Source organism: Sphingomonas sp. MMS24-J13, assembly GCF_044905095.1.
Classification (GTDB): domain Bacteria; phylum Pseudomonadota; class Alphaproteobacteria; order Sphingomonadales; family Sphingomonadaceae; genus Sphingomonas_I.
This window is the reverse complement of sequence record NZ_CP173258.1, coordinates 2,402,103-2,419,251: the sequence shown is the minus strand read 5'-3', so window position 1 is coordinate 2,419,251 and position 17,149 is coordinate 2,402,103. Positions and strand designations below refer to the sequence as shown.

Below are 17,149 nucleotides of genomic sequence, written 5' to 3'. Positions count from 1 at the left end.
TTCTCGAGGTCGCATCATGGTGGATTTCTCAGGCCAGCCGACGATGAAGGGCTTCTTCTCGCCGCAGCGTTATGATGCCGACATCCGGGATTGCGAGGTGATCGGCACCCTGCCGCACGATCTCAAAGGCGCGTTCGTGCGCCTGGGCGGCGAATGGTATTATCCGCCCAAATATAAGGATGACGCGGCCCTCAATACCGATGGCTATGTCAGCATGTTCCGGTTTCACGAGGGGCGGGTCGACTATAAGGGCCGCTTCGTTCGGACCGAGCGATTCCAGCACAATCTGGCGGCGGGACGCCAACTCTACGGTTATTACCGCAATGGCTATACCGACGATCCGAGCGTCCGCGATGTCGCGCATCCCGCGCGACGGACGGTCTCTAACACGACGCCATTGGCCTTCGCGGGCAAGCTCTTCACGCTCAAGGAAGACGGGCTTCCCTACCAGATCGATCCGTTGACGCTCGACACGATCGGCACGTGGGATTTCCACGGCCAATATCGCAGCCAGACCCACACCGCGCATCCCAAGATCGATCCGGTCTCGGGCGAGATGGTGACCTATGGCTACGAAGCCACCGGCCCGGCCAGCAAGGACGTGTTCGTCTACACGATGGACCGTCACGGCCATGTGAAGCGCGAGGTGCGTTTTCAGGTGCCCTATGTCAGCATCATGCACGACATTGCGCTGACGCAGAAGCACATCGTCTTCCCGTTCGCCTGCTACACGACCAGCCAGGAAATCCTACAAGCAGGCAAGATCCACTGGTGGTGGGACAAGTCGAAACCCAGCATGATCGGCATCCTGCCGCGCGATGGCGACGCCAGGGACATGCGCTGGTTCCAGGGCCCCGAGCGCTGCATGATGCACACCGTCAACGCGCGCACCGAGGGCGACAAGGTGATCCTCGAGGCCCCCTTCTGGGACACCAACTTCTTCCCCTTCTTCCCGAATGTCGACGGTTCGCCGTGGGATCGCGATCGGGCCAAGGCCTATATCCGCCGCTACGTCTTCGATCTGAATTCGAAGGATGATCGCTGGCATGAGGAGACGTTGTTCCAGACCCCGGTGGTCGATCTGGCGCGGGTCGATCCGCGCTACCTGACGCTCGACCAACGCTACGTTTATACCGGCTTCACCGATCAGAATGCCGCCTTCGATACCCAGCGCGCGGGCAACATGCGCGGGCGGGTGACCAACAGCTATGGCCGGTTCGATCTGAAGAGCGGCAAGTTCGACGTCTATTTCGCGGGCGACGTCCACTCGTTGCAGGAATGCTGCTTCGTGCCGCGACCGGGCAGCACGACCGAGGGGGACGGTTACCTGATCGGGGTCGCGTCGAACTACGCCGAGATGCGCTCCGAGCTGGTGATCGTCGATGCGCAGCGCCTGGGTGAGGGCGATGTTGCGCGCGTGGTGCTCCCATTCCGCGCCGGTCCCCAGGTGCATGGCATCTGGGTCCAGGACGGCGAGTTGCCGCTCCCCGTCTGATCGAACACATGAGGGCTCGCTCGGGTGGAGCGCGCCGACCAGGAGAGAAGACCATGCAGAAGAGGATCCTTGCGCTGTTGGCCGGCATGGCGATGGCGCTGCCGGCCGCGGCGCAGATCGGCGCGCCCGGCGCCACCGATTGGGTGAAGACCCTCCAGCCGCAGGCGCCAAGCCCGTTCCCGCCGATGGTGCCCGCGGGACGGGCGGACGATTATGTGTCGATCGTCAATCTGATGAGCACCTATTTCGTCGCGCTCGATGCCGGCGATCTCGATACCTATGCGGGCGTATTTGCGCCCGACGCGACGCTCTACTGGATCGGCGGGGTCGAGCATGGGCGCGACGCGATCTACAAGAATCTCGCGAGCTTCGGCACCGGCCGCCAGAAACTGCCCAAGGATGCCACCGATCGGCCGCGCTTCATCCATACGCTCGGCAGCCAGCGGATCGATTTCACCGGTCCGAACACCGCGCACGATGTCGGCATGTGGCTGGGCTTCAGCAACCGCAACGACCACAAGTTCGAGACGGCCGAGTTCGGCCATTACGAGGACAAATATGTGAAGATCGACGGCCGCTGGTATTTCCAGGAGCGCCGCATCTTCAACGAGCGGCTGAGCAACCGCGGCATCTATTATCCCGAACTCGGCGAGCGCGATCCGCGCGAGAAGTGATCCGCCGATCGCGATCGGCGGACCGATTGGTCGATCGGGGCGCTAACCTGGGATCACTCCGGCAGCGGCGGATTGGTCGGTGCCGGCGATGATGGCGGGGCTGGCGGCGCGGGCGGAGTGATGCCGCCCGGTCGCATGTCCGGATGCGCGGTCCAGGGCGAGCGCATGTAATAAGCGGTCTGGATGAAGGTCGCCTCGATCCCGGTGATCTCGCCATGCTTGATCTTGAACATTTCCAGCAGCCCCCAGGTTTGCGGCTCGCGGAAGACGCTTCGCTGTGGCGTGCCATCGGTGAGCTGAAACGTATCGAGCACGCCCTTGTGATCGATGAAGCCGCGCGCCATCACGATCCCCCGCGCCTCGTCGACCAGGACGAAATCGCGATCGCGGACACGTTCGTTGAAATGGTAGCGGCCCGATTTGAAGCCCTTCTCGACATCGGGGAATTTCATGCCGTTTTCGAAGCGCGTGGCGGTCGGCGAAAATTTCGTATCGCGGATCTCGCCATTGTTGTTCTCCAATGTCGTGAAATAGCCATTGGCGATCCGAACCAGATCGGTTCGGCTCGTCCGTTCGCGGGGGTCGACCGGCCGGGCGAGATCGGGATCATGGGCAAATCCCTCGATCGGCCCGATCGGCGTCGGCGGCGAGGACAGGTTCCGCTTGGTCGAAATGACCTGCTCGACCTCGGTGATCTTGCCGCCCGCCACCTTGAGACGGATCGCGAGAAAGCCCGGAACGTCCTTCTGCATGATCGTGGTGTAGATGCCGACATTGCCGCTGACCGGATCCGATATCGTCAGCGCGGGCCCCACTTCCTGCGTCACCGTATCCCAGGTCCCGTCGGGCAGCCGCATTTCGACATTGTTCTCGGTGAAGCGGACGCTCCTGCCGAACGGCGCCAGCTTCGGGTCATGCGCAAGATAGGCGGTGCGATAGGCCGTGCCGATCTCCTCGAGGCAGGCCTTGCCGCATCGCGGCTGGGCGAAGGCCGGGCCCATCGCCAGCCCGCTCATCGCCGCCGTTGCCAAAAGAAGCGCGTGTCGCATGGTCTTTCCTCTCCGGTTATGCGGTCAGGATAATCGTGAAAGTGCAGGCTCGCTTCGCTGACAGCGAACTCGGCGCAAGGAGGGCTGCGAACACCGGGTTTCGGGCGGGGCAGACGTTGACGGGCAAGGCGTTGTGCCCATAGCCCTTGCCCATGAAATCAGATCGACCGATGTATCGGGAAGCGTCGCTCGATGAGGTTGCCGCCGGCCCGGATAGGCCCATGGACATGGGCATCCTGATCGACACGTTCGGCTATCTGCTGCGCCGCGCATGGCGCGATGCCGATCGGCGCTTCGCCCACCATTTCCGCACCCTGGATATATCGGCCGTTCAATTTTCGGTCTTGGAATTGATCGATCGCAATCCCGGGTGCACGCCGGGCGATCTCGTCATGCCGATGGGTATCACCCAGAACAACATGGTCGGCATCATCGCCGACCTGGTCAAGCGCGGCTTCGTGACGAAGAAGACCGACGCCCACGATCGCCGCGCGCGCAAACTGAGCCTGACGGACGAAGGCGCGACGATGCTGTCCGCGGCGCATGCGGTACACGACCTCTATCTGGCCGAATATGCCCAGCGCATCGGCGCCGGCAATCTGAAGGACCTGGTGCGACTGCTGCGCATGTTCGATCGGGGCTGATCCGCGATGGCGTTGACACCCGTCCGGCGCTGAATAATATATCTTTATAAGAAGGAAATATCGCTGCACGGCAGCAAAAGGGAGGAAGATGGCGCAGCTTGCCCACTTCACCACGGACGAGATCGCGCCGGAAGAGCGCCTCTCGCGATGGGACGCAAGCCTCTGGAAACCGCTCGTTCCTTTCCGCACCGAGGCGGCAGGGGAGCCGTTCAGCGGCAAGGCAAGCTTTGGCCGGCTCGGGCCGTTGCACCTGTTCCGTATCGTTGCGAGCGCCCATCGCCTCGCGCGGTCCCCTGAAGCCGTGCTGCCTGCCGGGACGGGGGCGGGGCTCATTCAGTTGGTCGTGCAGCGCGAAGGGGTTGCGACGCTGCGCCAAGCCGGCCGCGATCTGGCGCTGGAGCCTGGCATGTGGGCGATCTGCGATGCCGAACGCGCCTTCACGATGACCAGCGGTGGGGCGGGCGAGCAATTGATCGTGCTGCTGCCGCGCGATCGGCTCGCCATCGCGGGGAGCGTCACGATGCATATTGTGCGCGGCTTCGGGGCGAGCGGGGGGACCGGACGGCTGCTGCCGCGCTATCTCGCGGGCCTGCTCGACGAGATCGCCGCGATCGACGACAGCAATTGCGGCGAGTTGGCCGACATGGCCGCCCAACTCGTCCGCCTGGCATTGTTCGAGGCGCGCTATGCGGCGCCCCCGGTGTCGATGCGTGAGACGCTACGCCTGCGGGTCAAGGATTATGTGCGCCGCAACGTGCGCGACCCGGCATTGTCGATCGCGCGCGTCGCCACCGCCTTCGGCTGCACCAAGCGTCACCTGCACAAGGTGTTCAGCGGCGACGAGCTGAGTTTGAGCCAGTTCGTCTGGTCGGAACGGCTGGAACGCTGCCGCGAGGCGCTCAGCAATCCCCGCATGGCGCAGCATTCGATCACCGAGATCTCCTTCATGTGGGGCTTCAACAATTCCGCCCATTTCAGCAAGTCGTTCAAGGATCGATACGGCTTGCCGCCCGGCCTGTTCCGTGAGCATCAGCGCTGCATCGACACCCGCCACCAGCAGAGCGCGCTGATCAACTGCTGATGCTGCACTGAAAGCTGGCCCGATCCGCCTCGTTGCCGGTGCCCTTGTATCGCGGATAGCTCGGCCACGGGCATAGCGGACGGTCCGCCGGCGTCGGCAACTTGCGGTGGGCCGGCACGTCCGACGGCGCGCTGCCATGCTCGACCCAGTCCACGACCTTGGTCAGCAAATCGAACTGGTCGAACGTATTCGTTCCACCGCCGCAATGGCCCATTCCCGGCACCATGTAGAGCCGCGCCGATCCATCCCAGCGTGCCCCGTTCTGTTTGGCGGCGCGTTCGTAATAGTCCTGCGTGTCCAGGGGCGAGAACCAGGGGTCGCTTGTGCCGTGATACCAGATGATCTTGCCGCCGCGGTCGAGAAAGGTGTTGAGGCTGGTCCAGACATTGGTGTCGGTCAGTGCCTGCATCGCATCGGCACGCGCCGCCTGAACCCGCGCGTCGAGATCGACCGTGGTCGCGGTGTTCGCCGGCCCCAACGGCGTGGCGACGCCGTTGACGAGGATGCCGGGGATGCCGGGCCCGTCGAAGACCACCCCGGTATCCCAGGGGAAGGCCGGGTAGATCACGGCACCCGCCGCATCGCGTGGCGGCAGGAAGGCCGTGTCGAGCGCCTTGACCTGGGCCGACGTCAGGCAGGTCGCGGTCTTGGCGCCGCTGCATTCGATCCGGGCCGGGCGGAAATGGCAGGCGCCGTATCGCGCGATCACGCCATCCTTCAGCCCGTCCAGCCCATCGCAATCGTCCAGCATCGCTCGCACGATCAGCGCCTTGTCCCCAGCAGAGAACAAGGCCGTGGGGCGTCCGGTCGCGTCCTTCGGTGCGGCCCGGTTGAGCGTGGCGGTGATGTAGCTGGTCGTGATGTTGGAGAAGCCGGTGCGCATGGCGGGCGCACCCGCCACCACGCCGTCGAACATGTCGGGATAGCGTTCGGCCGCCAGCATTGCCTCACGCCCGCCGGTCGAACAGCCGACGATATAGCTGTGGTGGGCGGGGCGGCCATAATGCGCCGCCACAACCTGCTTGGCGACCAGAGTGGTCATCGGCATCGAACTGTTGGCGAAGTCGAGCGCGGCGCCCTGGTCGTCGCTGAAGCTGAAGTCGAACCCGCGTGGGCTCTGGTGCCCACCGTCGGTCGACACCACGGCGAAACCGCGGGCCAGCGCGGGCCGGTCGCCGGTCGCCTGCGTGCCCAGCGGTGGGTTGAGCACGCCGTTGAGCCCGCCCCCGCCCTGGAACAGCAGGCGCCCGTTCCAATCGGCGGGCAATGCGATGACGAAGCCGATCCCGAAACTGCGTCCGCCCGCGCCGGTCCGCTCGTTGATCATCCCGGTGATCTTGCAATATCCCGGCAGCGCGACGTCGAGCGGCGGCTGGCCGGCGCGTGCCGTCACCGTGCCCGCGGCGGCCGGCGGCACCCACTGTGCCCCGGTGAGCCGCACCTTGGCCGGGTAGGTGATGGTGAGATTGAGCGCCTTGCCGCATGCGGGGCCGGCCGCGTGCGCCGCCGTACCCATCCCGATGGCGGTGGCCAGCATGGCCCATCGTACCGATCCGAAAATGCCCATCTGGCTACCCCTGTCCTAGTCCAAGTTTGCTATTTGACGTCACATCGCTTTGTAGAAGCGGATCCGGACTGCCGGCTCGCCCTTCGGACCCTTGGCGCCCTCGAGCGTACCAACGAAAGCCGTTTGCCCGAGCCATTCATATTTGCCCAGCGGCGCCTCGAAACGAGGCGACGTTCGCACCGGCTTCGGCGGCTGGCCGTCGTGCGGCATGCACAGGGCGCCATTGTTGACGACGTTGATGACGACGCCATCGTCCGTCCTCAGCATATAATCGGCGTGGACGTCGACGCAGCCGTCGGCGCGGACCAGTTGCCAATCCCAGCCGCCGGGGACGATGGTTCCCTTGATGCCGGGGCCCTCGAATGTCCCCCCGGTGATCGGGATCATGTTTCTGCTGCCATAGGGCGTCTTGCCCGGAACGATCGCGGGGGAAAGCGTCACCAGTTCCTCGAACGCGAATTCGAGGCGGGGTGCGGCCGCCGGTTCGGCAGCGCCGGCGCCGAAATGAATGAGCGCGATTGCAAGCCCCGCCATCGGCTTGGCTGCGCGATGAATCATCGTCCGACCCGGCATCTCTCTCTTGTCCTCCCCTGGTAATCTTATTGGGCGAGCAGGCTGCAATCCTGGCTTAGCTACGACCGAAGCTGAGCATAAGCGCGGCGCAAGAACAATGCCGCTATGATCGGGGTCGGGATAATGGCGGCGATGCCGTAGCGCAGCGAATTGGCGCCGAACCTCGGCTGCAGCGCGTCGCTGATGATACCGACGATCGCGGGCGCGAGCGCGCTGCCGATGAGGCCGGTGCCGACCAGGACGAGCGTCGAGGCCAGCGCACGCATCCGCGGGGGCGCCACGCCGATCGCGACCGCGATGCACGGCCCGACCGCCATTCCCAGCAGGAAGTTCATGATCGCCGCGGCGATCATCGTGAGGGTGAGCGACGGCGCGAAGGTGAAGATCGCCAGGAACGGGACCGCCAGCGGCAGCGCCACGAGCGGCACCAGCATGCCGGGCACTTCGCTGTCGCGCCCGCGCGCGAGCCGCGTCGCCAATATTCCGGACACCAGCGTTCCGGCGATGCCGCCGCCACCGACCGCCGGCCCGATCAGCGCGCCAACCGCGGCCAGCGGCACGTCATGGCTGCGCAGGAAGAAGGCCGGCGCCCATGTCGGCATGACGCCGCCCACCATCGTCGCGAACGCGGTGCCGAACGACAAAGCGACGAAGCCGGGCAGTCGGGCGAGGTGGAGGATCGATCCGGCGATGCCGCCTTCGCTGCGGCGATGGAGCACGGCGCCACCCTCGATGCGCTGCGGCTCGCGCATCGTGACGAGGAGCAGCGCGACGAGCACGAACCCCGCCAGACCGCAGGTAACGAACATCGTCCGCCAGCCATGCGCGGCGGCGATGACGCCCGCCAGGATCGATCCGGCGATCAGCCCGACGAACGTGCTCGCCTGGAAGATCGCGACGGCCCGCGGCCGCCTGGGCGCCGCGAACAGATCCGCAATCATCGAATAGGCGACCGGGAAGGCGGTGGCTTCGCCGACGCCGACGAGGATCCGTGCGAGCGTGAGCGAGGTGAAGCCCTGCGCAAGCCCGGTCATTGCGGTCGCCGCGGACCACAGGGCGACGCCGAGCGTGAGGATGAGCTTGCGGTTGCCGTGATCGACCCAATGGGCGATGAAGATCCCCATCACCAGATTGAAGGTCACGAACGCGAAGCCCGAGACGATGCTCATCTGGGTGTCGCTCAGCGCCAGATCGGCTTTCACCGGATCGACGACGATGCCGAGCAAGGCGCGATCCGCCACGTTGAGCAGGTTCGCGAGGAACAGCAGGAACAGCGTGTAGCGGGCCCCGGTCGCGCGGCGGACAATCTCGGTCATGACGTCGCTCTCTGCCGTTCGGCAGCCCCCTCTCCGTTTGTCTTTTACGGGCCTATCGTTGGCCCTTTGTCACTCTATCGGGTCACTCTATCGGCACGCGCGCCCGCTTTACCGTGCCGTAACCAGCCCCAACAAATCGGCGGCATTGCGGCCCATGATCTTGGCCTGATCCGCTTCACTGAGCCGTGCGTGGAAGCCGACCGGATCGGGTTCGGACATGTCGAACGGGTAATCGGTGCCGAGGCAGAGCTTGTCCGCACCGTGCGTGCGCACCAGGCTGTCGAGCTCGTCCTGATCGAAGACGAGCGTGTCGAGCCACAGCTTGCGCAGGTAGCTCGATGGCACATGCTGGCAATGCTCGCTGCAATCGGCGCGCGCGCGCCAGCCATGATCCATCCGGCCCCAGTAACCGGGCATGTAGCCGCCGCCATGCGCGACGCAGATCTTCAGGCCCGGATAACGATCGAGCACGCCGCCGAAGATCAGGTGGCCGATCGCGAGCGTGGATTCGAGCGGATTGCCGATCAGATTGTTGAAATAATATTCGCTCATCCGGTTGGCGTGGGTGAAGCCGAGCGGATGGAGGAAGAGCAGGATGCCGAGTTCCTCGGCTGCCGCGAAGAAGGGCCGGAATTCCTCGGCGTGGAAATCCTTGCCGTTGACGTTCGAGCTGATCTCGATGCCGCGCAGATCGAGCTCGCGCACGCAGCGCTTCATCTCCGCCACCGCCATCTCGACATTCTGCAACGGTACGGTGCCCATGCCGATCAGACGATCGGGATGTCTGGCGACCGCGTCTGCCATGCCGTCATTCACCGCACGCGCGGCGTCACGGCCGGTCTCGGCATCGGCGAAGTAGAAATATTGGCCGGGGCTGGGGCTGATCGCCTGCACGTCGATCCCGAGCCGGTCCATGTCCGCCAGCCGTGTATCGAGCGTGTTGAGCGTGCGGCCGATCGCCATGAACTGGGCGCGATTGACTTCGCTGCTCTTGGCGCTGGTGAAGTCGTTGATGCCCGGCGGCGGCCCCGGATATTTCGCCTGGACGATGCCGTCGGCTGCCGGAATGCCGAGATGGCAATGGATGTCGACGACAAGGTGCTTGCCGCGCGCTTTCACCGGGATCGGCTTGCGGTCGCCGCAGGTGGTGATCGTCATGCCGCAGCCTTCGCCGGCTGGATCGTGCCCGCGCATGGCCCGAAGCCGATCGGCACATAGCCATCGGCCAGCGCGCGCCCGCTGAGCGTCAGCGTATCGCCATCCTCCAGCCAGTTGCGCTGGCTGCCGTCGGGCAGATCGATCGGCTTGCCGCCGCGCATCGTGATCTCCGCAAGGCAACCGCGCGCCTCTTCGGCAGCGCCCGAGACGGTTCCGGTCGCGATGAGATCGCCCGGCTCGAGCGGAGCGCCGTTGGAGGCCTGATGCGCCGCCATCTGCGCGAGCGTCCAGAACAGCTCGGCGAGATTGCTGCGCACGATCCGCGCCGACGCGCCGCCGGCATTGGCGAGATCGGCGTAGAGCTCGATATTGATGCCGCCGGCCGCCCGATCGGCATCGCCAAGCAGATAGGCGGGCACCGCGGGTTCGTCGCTCGTGCGGCCGCGCGCCGCGACGCGGAACGGCGCCAGCGCCTCCATCGTCACGATCCAGGGCGAAATGGTGGTGATGAAGCTTTTGCCGAGATGCGGGCCCAGGATCGATTCGAAGAACTGGATGCCGCGCGCCGACCAATCGTTGACGAGACAGCAGCCGAACAGCGCGTCTTCCGCCTGGGCCATGCCGAGCGGCTCGCCCAATACATTGCCCGCGCGCAGCCACACGCCGAATTCCAGCTCGAAATCGAGCATCGGTTCGGGCCCGAAGCGCACCGCATTGCTGCCGGGAGGGGCTTCATACTGTCCGCTCGGGCGGACCACCGGCGTGCCGCTCGGCCGCACCGAGCTGGCGCGGCCATTGTACGCGACCGGCAACGACAGGGCCGCCAGCTTCGGCGTCGCCCCGCCCATGCGGCGGATATGATCGTAGGAGGTGCAGAAATCGGTGAAGGCCGTGGGCTTCAGCGGCATCAGCAGTTCGGCCCCGGCGATCGGCACCAGGACCGGCTCGAGCTGCGCGGGATCGCCGGTCCCGTCCTTGCGGAACAGATCGGACAATTGCGCACGCAGCGCGCTCACCGCAGCGGGATCGCAGCGCAGCAGCGGTTCGAGCGACGGTCCGGCCGCTGCTTTCGCCGCTTCGATCGCCGCGCCCGTCAGGACGTCCAGCGTCAGCAGGGCCGCGAGATCGATGATGGAGTCGCCAAGCGCGACGCCGCCTCCGCCCGCCGCCGCTCCGTCGGTGCGAAATAGCCCGAACGGCAGATTCTGGATCGGAAAGTCGGTATCGGGCGCGTTCGCGCTTTCGGCCCAGCTTTTGCGCGCGGGATCGTGGGTGGCGTTCAGATCAATGCTCATGGCCGCAAGCCTCGTCATGCGCGGCCAGTTCCTTGTGGTAACGGCCCATCGCGCCGAACAGCCCGCGCTGCTGTTCGGCCGTGAAGGGGGCACCCCATTGCTTGTAGAGTGAGAAGACGTTGGCGACGATCCGCTCGGGATCGCTCCAGCCGCGATATTCGGTCATATTGATGTCGCGGGCCGCCTCTTCGAAGTCCATGCCCGCGTCGAAGCGCTTCCTCGCTTCGTCGCGGACATATTCGAGATAGGCCTTCATATTGGCCACCGCTGTCCTCTCGGTGATGGGCCCATGGCCGGGCACGACCACCGCGGGATCGAGATCGATGATGTACTGGCAGGCCCTGATCCAGTTCTCGACCGGGCCGGCCCACATGATCGGATGGCCCTCGTTGAACAGGAGGTCGCCGGTAAAGACGGTGCGATCGCCCGGCACCCAGACGATCGTATCGCTCTGGGTGTGGGCGGGGCCCAGATCGGTCAGCTCGATCGTCTTGTCGCCCACCGTCAGCGTGAGCTGGTGGTCGAAGGTGCGCGTGGGCAGCGTGACCTCGTCGACGCCCGAAAAATCGAATTTGCGCCCCATCGTTTCGTAAAGGAACTCGCCGGCTTCACCCATCTGCTGGTAATTGGCGGCGAGGGCGGCGAGCATCTTCGGATCGAAGCCGGCCATTTCCTTCTTCGCCTCGGACGTGCCGATGATTTCGGCGTCGGCAACCAGCCCGTTGCCGAAGAAGTGATCGGGATTGGCATGGGTGTTGACCAGCCGATCGATCTTCGCGCCGCCGGGCACCGTCTTGAAGGCGTCGAGCATCTCGCGGGTCAGCGGCACGCTCATCAGCGTATCGACCAGCAGCGTCTCGCCCTGGCTGGCGATCAGCCCGGCATTGGACCAGCCCCAGGTTCCATCCGGCTGGACATAACCGTAAACGCCGTTGCCGATATCGTGCACGCCTTGCGTGAACGGCCAGTTCGCCACCCGCTCCTCCTTCTCGTTGCGGGCAGGTCTAGCAAGTTAATTCCCGTTTGCAAGAATTAGCCGGGGCCGACGGCGGTTGCTCGTCCGCCGCAAAAGAGGAATAGAAGCGTCGTGGCCAAATCCAAACCTGCTCCCGCTGCCGGCGAGAAACGCAAAAAAGGGCGCCCGGCGACGGCCGCCGCCGGGGTCGGACGCGAGGCCGTGCTGGCCGCAGCCACCCGGCTGCTCCAGGTTCTGCCGCCCAATCAGGTCACGATCATCGCGATCGCGCGCGAAGCAGGGGCAGACCCTGCGATGATCCGGTATTATTTCGGCAATCGCGAGGCATTGCTGCTTGCGGCCGTGAAACGGCTCACGGAATTGGGCGATCCGATGCCCGGCATCGATCGGCCGCTCGACGCGCTCCAGGACTATATCAAGCGCACGTTCCGCTTCACGCGATCGGCCAAATACATGCAGCGGCTCATGATCGAGGAGCTGGACAGCGCCCGGTCTCCGGAATTGCTCGATCAGGTGCGCGAGTGGAACTGGGCCCCGGTCGAATTCTACGAGGACATCGCCAAGAGCGATGGCGGCAAGGAACTGGCACCCTTCGATGCGCTGTTCCTGCATCTCGCGGTGATCGGCATCAGCGATTTCTTCGTATCGGGCGCCCCGCTCGTCCGCCTGCTCGCCCCGCCGGGCACCGACATGGCCGAACTCGACCGGAAGTACGAGACGTTCGTCACGCAATTACTGTTGAATGGGCTGCGTAAGCGTTAGCCGGAGTATGAACGACGGATGCTTCCGTTCTCTATTATCTCCTCGGTTCGCTCTCCCGATCGATCAGCCGCGCCAGCAGGCGGCGGGCGCGGACCGCGCCGTTGTCGATCGACAACATTGCGGGGCCAAGATCCAGCAGATCGGGTGTACCGATGCGGGCCTGCTGCGCTTCGAGCATGGGTTTGTCTTCGCGCTGGAAAGCCTGCTCGATTGCGTTTCTGATCGCGGACGTGAGATTGGTATCGTCGAGCTTTCGGCGACGAGTGGCGCAGTAGAAATAGTGCGTCCGCGTCGCGGTTTCAGGGGTCATGCTGTGGAGCGTCCAGCTCTCGTCCGCGGGTGTCGGCGGGGTTCCGGCAGGCATGGTCGTGACGCACAGCATCATCGTTGCCGGTGCCTGCCATTCGACCGAGATGCGGATGTCCATGTTCGACGATGGCGGGACCTGCGCGCGAAAGGGCGGGGGTGCCTCGGCGAGGTCCAATGCGGTCCATGCGGTGCGCACCCGTCCCTCCTGCTCGGTGATGTGCACATCGGCTGCGGTCATCATGCCACCCAGCGTGGTCGGGTGGAGATAATCGGCGTGACTTAGATCGAGGATATTGTCCACGATCAGCTGGTAGTTCGCCTGCGTCGGCATATAGCCTTGGATGCGCCCGGCCTCGGGGGTTTCGTCGATGAAGTCGAGCCTTGGCAGACTGGCGGGATCGGCCAGTTCGTCTTCGCCCATCCACACCCAGATCGCCCCGTGCCGCTCGATCGTTGGATAAGCGCGCACCTGCAGCGCGCGCGTGATCGGCCCGTGCGGGTTGGCGATGCAATGGCCGTTGCCGCCGAACGCCAGCCCATGATAGCCGCAACGCACGCCATCGGCCTCGATCCGCCCCATCGACAGCGGCGCGAAACGGTGCGGGCAACGGTCGGCCAACACCGCCGGAGAGCCCTCCCTTCCGCGAAAGATCACGACCGGCTCGTCGAGCAAGGTACGCGCCAGCAACGCGCCGGGCGCCAGGTCCGCCGACCACGCTGCCTGATACCAGGCATTGCGGAGCCAGGCGGCTCTGCTCATTTGGTCATCCCAGGATTGTGCGGGGTGCCGGTTCCGCTGATCGTCTTCTTCACGACGTCACCCCCGAAAATGCCCGGTCGTCTCCCTGCGTTGCCAAGCTGCGGAAAGTCGCATCAGCCCTTCGGCGGAAGCTTATCGAACTCCGCCTGGATCTTGGCGAGGTTCGCATCGCTGAGCGCGTCGGTTTCATAGGTCTGGATGTCCCTCAGCGTCAGCGCGCGACCATCCTGCTGAAACATGGGATTCGCATAGACGGTGGGAACAAGCCGTTTCAGCACCGCGGCCGCTGCGGGATCGTCGAGCAGCTTTCCGACCAGCGTCGAATTCACCGAGTAATGGCCGGTCGGGTTCGGCGTGGCGGTCTGCGCGGACGCGGCTGCGATGCCGACAGGCAGAGTGCCGGTCACCAGCGAAACCACCGCCACCATGATCATCGTCTGACGCATAATCTCTCTCCCTCGATAGGTTCTAATGGGGCGACTTCACTCGGCGACGCACGGATTACGCTGGGTGCCGAGCCCCGTGATGGTACCCTCCATCACGTCGCCCGGCTTCAGATAGACGCCGAAGGCCGAGCCGTTGCCGTAGGGCGATCCGGTGCAGATCACGTCGCCCGGCGTCAGCACGACGCGGTCGGACAGATACGCCACCTGGCGCTGGATGTTGATCATCATGTCGGCGGTGGATTCGTCCTGATAGACCTTGTCGTTCACCGCCAGCTTGATGTTGAGGGCATAGGGATCGGCGACGAACTGCTTTGGCACGATCATCGGCCCGAACGGCAGGAAGGTCGGGAAGCATTTGCCCGACAGCCAGTCGGCGCCGATCGCCGATCCGTCGCGGCGAAAGATATGCTCGCGCGCGGTGACGTCGTTCACCACGACGAAGCCGGCGACATAATCCATCGCATCTTCGGGCGTGACGTGGCGGGCGCGCTTGCCGATCACGACGCCGAGTTCGAGCTCCCAGTCGGGTTTCTCGACATTGCGCGGCAGCACGACCGGATCGTTCGGCCCGACGACGCACGACGGCAGCTTGAGGAAGCAGAAGGGCAGCGCCGCGTTGGCGCGCTCGTCCATCGTCTTTTCGGCACGCGCGCGGCGTTCGTCGTCGCTGATCCCCTCATGCTCGGCGGTGCGCATCGAGGGATCGCCCATGATCAGCCCGATCACATGCTTGCGGTAATTGGCGCCGGTGCAGAAGATCTGGCGGGGGATATAGGGGGCGGCGAAATCGGTGGCCTCCTCGCCCGGCGCCGCCGTTGCCGCGATCCGTTCGAGTCGCGGCAGCACCGCATCCCAATCGTCGAGCAAGGCGAGCGCGTCGCGCGGCTCGTCATGATCGGCAAGCCGGATCGCCTTGCCATCGACTACCAGGGCCGCACCGCCGTCGCGCAGGGTCGCCAGGCCGAATGCCATTCTCGTCTTCCTCTCAATAAGGCTGCTGGAGCTGGTGCATGGTCGCGCCGAGCATGGTCGGGCCCTTGTTCGACATGTCGCCCGCCATCTCCATGTCGCCGATCATCACCGAATTCTCGACCACCAGCCGCGCGCGTTCGAAGCGCCGCTCGACGAACGCATCGAGCGCGTCGGCCACGGCATCGTGCCGCTTCAGCTCGTCGGCGAGCACCAGCCCGTCCTCGGCGGCGATGCCGGCGCCGCTCGCCATATGCGGGGTGGTGGCGTGCGCGGCATCGCCGATCAGCACCACCCGGCCCTGGTGCCAGGGCTTGGGCAGGAGGAGCCATTCGAGCGGGCGGTAATTGATCTGCGCCGCATCGGTGAGGGATTCGCGCACCGCCGGCACCGCGCCGCCGAACGGCTCCAGCAAGGCGCGTACGTGCGACACCATCTCCGCCTCCGCGAAGAACGGATTGTCGGGCACATGTTCGAGGATGAACATGTACATCTCGTCCGCCGATACGGGATTGATGCCCAGCTTCACCGGTCCGCCGAAATACATTTCGGTCCGGTCCACCTCGGGCGGGCGCTTGGCGACGACGCGCCAGCACCCCTGGCCGGTGAATTTGGGCCGCGGCACATCGGGGAAGATCATGCCCCGAATCTGCGAAAAGATGCCGTCGGCGCCGACGACGAGATCGTAGCGGCCCTCGGAGCCGTCGGTGAACCCGACATCGACCCCGTCGTCATCCTGCACCAGCGCCTGGACCTTCACCCCGAGCCGCACCGTCACGCCTTCCGCCCGCACGATCGAAGACAGGATGTCGTGCAGAACCGGGCGCATGATGCCGCCGCTCTGCTCGACCGGGCGCGGGTTTTCGGGGACCGGCGGCTCGAACACGGTCTGCCCGGCGACCGTCTTGCCGCGCATCCCGGCACCGACATGGCCGCGCGCCCTGATCCGATCGAGGATGCCGAGATCGTCGAACGCGCGCAGCGATATGCCCGTGACGCTGATGCCCGCACCATAGACGCGCCAGTCGGGATCGGCATCGATCAAGGTGACATCGACCCCCGCGCGGCGCAGCGCGATCGCGGCGGTCATGCCGCCGACGCCTCCGCCGACGATCAGCGCATTTGCGATCACGCCGGCACCTGCCACAGGCCCTTGTCGGGGGTCATCTCGGCATGCGGCACGTTGCCGGTGATGATCCGCCCCGTGCCCCATTGATCGGTGATGGTCGGGGAGAAAGCATAGGTGGTCGGCTGCCAGGTCGCCTCCTCGACCTCTTCGAGGTCGGACGTATATTCCACCGCATTGCCGTTGGGGGTGAGATAATAAGTGAAGGTGTTGTTGCCGGCCGTGTGGCGGCCGGGGCCCCACGAGAGCTTCACCCCCTTTTCGGTCATCCGCGCGAGCCCGCGCATGAGCTCGTCGACCGAGCTCACGTCGAACGCGACATGGTTGAGGGCAGGGGGCCCGGGCAGGATGGCGAGGCGGTGATGCACCGGGTTGCAGCGCAGGAACACCATGAACTCGCCGATCCAGTCGGACAGGCGGAAGCCGAGCACGTCCTGATAGAATTGGGCGAGCTTCTTATGATCGGGGGTGTGGAGCACGATGTGGCTCAGCCCGATCGGGATCGCCTCGCCCTTGGCCAGCGCGCGGTGCGTGCGCTGGTTGCTGTCGCAGATCACCTCGATCGCCCGCCCATCGGGATCGAAGAAGCGGAAGGCGTAGCCGCCCGCCGGCCCCTCGGCCGCGCCCGGGGGCGAGATGATCTTGCACTCGGCCGCCTGCACCTGCGCATAGAGCGCATCGACATCGGCGCGCGATGCGGCGGAGAAGCCGATCAGATCGGTCTTGCGCTCGTCGTCCTGGCGCAGCCGGATCACGAACGGGTAGGGCGATCCCTCGGCGGCGAAATAGACCTTGCCGTCCATCTCGCCGACCTCGGTGAGGCCCCAGGTTTCGCCAAAGAACTGCCGTTCGGCCGCAAGATCGGGCACGGCGAGGGCAACATACTGTAGATCGGTGACTGCGGTCATGGGGACCTCTCCGGACTCGATAATTCCTGTACTCAGGAATA

17 protein-coding genes are annotated in these 17,149 nt (G+C 65.3%); 5 read left to right on the top strand and 12 right to left on the bottom strand.

Annotation, left to right across the window (positions count from 1 at the left end):
- The first annotated feature begins 16 nt into the window (after window positions 1–16).
- Together AB4Z44_RS11260 and AB4Z44_RS11255 are read left to right on the top strand one after the other, a co-directional pair.
- Window positions 17–1,495, top strand: coding sequence for a carotenoid oxygenase family protein (locus AB4Z44_RS11260; RefSeq protein ID WP_404714119.1), 1,479 nt, complete (start codon window positions 17–19; stop codon window positions 1,493–1,495).
- 53 nt (window positions 1,496–1,548) lie between these two features.
- Window positions 1,549–2,169: a nuclear transport factor 2 family protein gene (locus tag AB4Z44_RS11255; protein WP_404714118.1), complete on the top strand. Its 621-nt coding sequence runs from the start codon at window positions 1,549–1,551 to the stop codon at window positions 2,167–2,169.
- Window positions 2,170–2,222: 53 nt separating this feature from the next.
- On the opposite strand, the gene AB4Z44_RS11250 is transcribed toward AB4Z44_RS11255, so the two are convergent.
- Window positions 2,223–3,218: a hypothetical protein gene (locus tag AB4Z44_RS11250; protein WP_404714117.1), complete on the bottom strand. Its 996-nt coding sequence runs from the start codon at window positions 3,216–3,218 to the stop codon at window positions 2,223–2,225.
- A 221-nt stretch (window positions 3,219–3,439) separates the two neighbouring features.
- On the opposite strand from AB4Z44_RS11250, the gene AB4Z44_RS11245 reads away from it, so the two are divergent.
- Window positions 3,440–3,862, top strand: coding sequence for a MarR family winged helix-turn-helix transcriptional regulator (locus AB4Z44_RS11245; protein WP_404714116.1), 423 nt, complete (start codon window positions 3,440–3,442; stop codon window positions 3,860–3,862).
- Window positions 3,863–3,950: 88 nt separating this feature from the next.
- A complete protein-coding gene (locus tag AB4Z44_RS11240) occupies window positions 3,951–4,943 on the top strand; it encodes a helix-turn-helix domain-containing protein (protein ID WP_404714115.1) in 993 nt (330 codons plus the stop codon).
- On the opposite strand, the gene AB4Z44_RS11235 is transcribed toward AB4Z44_RS11240, so the two are convergent.
- From AB4Z44_RS11235 to AB4Z44_RS11210, 6 genes are all read right to left on the bottom strand, one after another.
- The gene (locus tag AB4Z44_RS11235) at window positions 4,933–6,480 is read right to left on the bottom strand and encodes a DUF6351 family protein (RefSeq protein WP_404714114.1); all 1,548 of its coding nucleotides are present in this window, start codon (window positions 6,478–6,480) and stop codon (window positions 4,933–4,935) included. The genes AB4Z44_RS11240 and AB4Z44_RS11235 overlap by 11 nt on opposite strands.
- 69 nt (window positions 6,481–6,549) lie before the next feature.
- Complete coding sequence (locus AB4Z44_RS11230; RefSeq protein WP_404714113.1) at window positions 6,550–7,068, bottom strand: DUF3237 domain-containing protein; 519 nt, start codon at window positions 7,066–7,068, stop codon at window positions 6,550–6,552.
- Window positions 7,069–7,142: 74 nt separating this feature from the next.
- A complete protein-coding gene (locus AB4Z44_RS11225; protein WP_404714112.1) occupies window positions 7,143–8,399 on the bottom strand; it encodes a spinster family MFS transporter in 1,257 nt (418 codons plus the stop codon).
- 108 nt (window positions 8,400–8,507) lie between these two features.
- Entirely contained in the window at window positions 8,508–9,557 is a 1,050-nt protein-coding gene (locus AB4Z44_RS11220; protein WP_404714111.1) for an amidohydrolase family protein, read from the bottom strand.
- Window positions 9,554–10,852, bottom strand: a complete 1,299-nt coding sequence (locus AB4Z44_RS11215) for a fumarylacetoacetate hydrolase family protein (RefSeq protein WP_404714110.1) — start codon at window positions 10,850–10,852, stop codon at window positions 9,554–9,556. Before AB4Z44_RS11215 ends, AB4Z44_RS11220 begins: the two co-directional genes overlap by 4 nt.
- Entirely contained in the window at window positions 10,842–11,828 is a 987-nt protein-coding gene (locus AB4Z44_RS11210; protein WP_404714109.1) for an MBL fold metallo-hydrolase, read from the bottom strand. Before AB4Z44_RS11210 ends, AB4Z44_RS11215 begins: the two co-directional genes overlap by 11 nt.
- Before the next feature lie 111 nt (window positions 11,829–11,939).
- On the opposite strand from AB4Z44_RS11210, the gene AB4Z44_RS11205 reads away from it, so the two are divergent.
- On the top strand, window positions 11,940–12,590 hold the full coding sequence (locus AB4Z44_RS11205) for a TetR/AcrR family transcriptional regulator (RefSeq protein WP_404714108.1): 651 nt from the start codon (window positions 11,940–11,942) through the stop codon (window positions 12,588–12,590).
- 34 nt (window positions 12,591–12,624) lie between these two features.
- Here AB4Z44_RS11205 and AB4Z44_RS11200 read toward each other — a convergent pair whose 3' ends face one another.
- The 5 genes from AB4Z44_RS11200 to AB4Z44_RS11180 all read right to left on the bottom strand — a co-directional run bounded on the left by AB4Z44_RS11200 (window position 12,625) and on the right by AB4Z44_RS11180 (window position 17,108).
- Complete coding sequence (locus AB4Z44_RS11200; protein ID WP_404714107.1) at window positions 12,625–13,659, bottom strand: Rieske 2Fe-2S domain-containing protein; 1,035 nt, start codon at window positions 13,657–13,659, stop codon at window positions 12,625–12,627.
- 113 nt (window positions 13,660–13,772) lie between these two features.
- On the bottom strand, window positions 13,773–14,093 hold the full coding sequence (locus AB4Z44_RS11195; protein WP_404714106.1) for a hypothetical protein: 321 nt from the start codon (window positions 14,091–14,093) through the stop codon (window positions 13,773–13,775).
- Window positions 14,094–14,141: 48 nt separating this feature from the next.
- A complete protein-coding gene (locus AB4Z44_RS11190; RefSeq protein ID WP_404714105.1) occupies window positions 14,142–15,077 on the bottom strand; it encodes a fumarylacetoacetate hydrolase family protein in 936 nt (311 codons plus the stop codon).
- A gap of 13 nt (window positions 15,078–15,090) precedes the next feature.
- Window positions 15,091–16,206: an FAD-dependent oxidoreductase gene (locus AB4Z44_RS11185; protein ID WP_404714104.1), complete on the bottom strand. Its 1,116-nt coding sequence runs from the start codon at window positions 16,204–16,206 to the stop codon at window positions 15,091–15,093.
- Window positions 16,203–17,108, bottom strand: a complete 906-nt coding sequence (locus AB4Z44_RS11180; RefSeq protein WP_404714103.1) for a VOC family protein — start codon at window positions 17,106–17,108, stop codon at window positions 16,203–16,205. Before AB4Z44_RS11180 ends, AB4Z44_RS11185 begins: the two co-directional genes overlap by 4 nt.
- Between the last annotated feature and the right edge of the window lie 41 nt (window positions 17,109–17,149).

Excerpts from the sequence above, each read along its gene's own strand:
- AB4Z44_RS11245 (WP_404714116.1), top strand. The coding sequence starts at position 3,440 with ATGGACATGGGCATCCTGATCGACACGTTCGGCTATCTGCTGCGCCGC.
- AB4Z44_RS11230 (WP_404714113.1), bottom strand. The coding sequence starts at position 7,068 with ATGATTCATCGCGCAGCCAAGCCGATGGCGGGGCTTGCAATCGCGCTC.
- AB4Z44_RS11240 (WP_404714115.1), top strand. The coding sequence starts at position 3,951 with ATGGCGCAGCTTGCCCACTTCACCACGGACGAGATCGCGCCGGAAGAG.
- AB4Z44_RS11220 (WP_404714111.1), bottom strand. The coding sequence starts at position 9,557 with ATGACGATCACCACCTGCGGCGACCGCAAGCCGATCCCGGTGAAAGCG.
- AB4Z44_RS11180 (WP_404714103.1), bottom strand. The coding sequence starts at position 17,108 with ATGACCGCAGTCACCGATCTACAGTATGTTGCCCTCGCCGTGCCCGAT.
- AB4Z44_RS11260 (WP_404714119.1), top strand. The coding sequence starts at position 17 with ATGGTGGATTTCTCAGGCCAGCCGACGATGAAGGGCTTCTTCTCGCCG.
- AB4Z44_RS11235 (WP_404714114.1), bottom strand. The coding sequence starts at position 6,480 with ATGCTGGCCACCGCCATCGGGATGGGTACGGCGGCGCACGCGGCCGGC.
- AB4Z44_RS11250 (WP_404714117.1), bottom strand. The coding sequence starts at position 3,218 with ATGCGACACGCGCTTCTTTTGGCAACGGCGGCGATGAGCGGGCTGGCG.
- AB4Z44_RS11190 (WP_404714105.1), bottom strand. The coding sequence starts at position 15,077 with ATGGCATTCGGCCTGGCGACCCTGCGCGACGGCGGTGCGGCCCTGGTA.
- AB4Z44_RS11195 (WP_404714106.1), bottom strand. The coding sequence starts at position 14,093 with ATGATCATGGTGGCGGTGGTTTCGCTGGTGACCGGCACTCTGCCTGTC.
- AB4Z44_RS11255 (WP_404714118.1), top strand. The coding sequence starts at position 1,549 with ATGCAGAAGAGGATCCTTGCGCTGTTGGCCGGCATGGCGATGGCGCTG.
- AB4Z44_RS11215 (WP_404714110.1), bottom strand. The coding sequence starts at position 10,852 with ATGAGCATTGATCTGAACGCCACCCACGATCCCGCGCGCAAAAGCTGG.
- AB4Z44_RS11200 (WP_404714107.1), bottom strand. The coding sequence starts at position 13,659 with ATGAGCAGAGCCGCCTGGCTCCGCAATGCCTGGTATCAGGCAGCGTGG.
- AB4Z44_RS11225 (WP_404714112.1), bottom strand. The coding sequence starts at position 8,399 with ATGACCGAGATTGTCCGCCGCGCGACCGGGGCCCGCTACACGCTGTTC.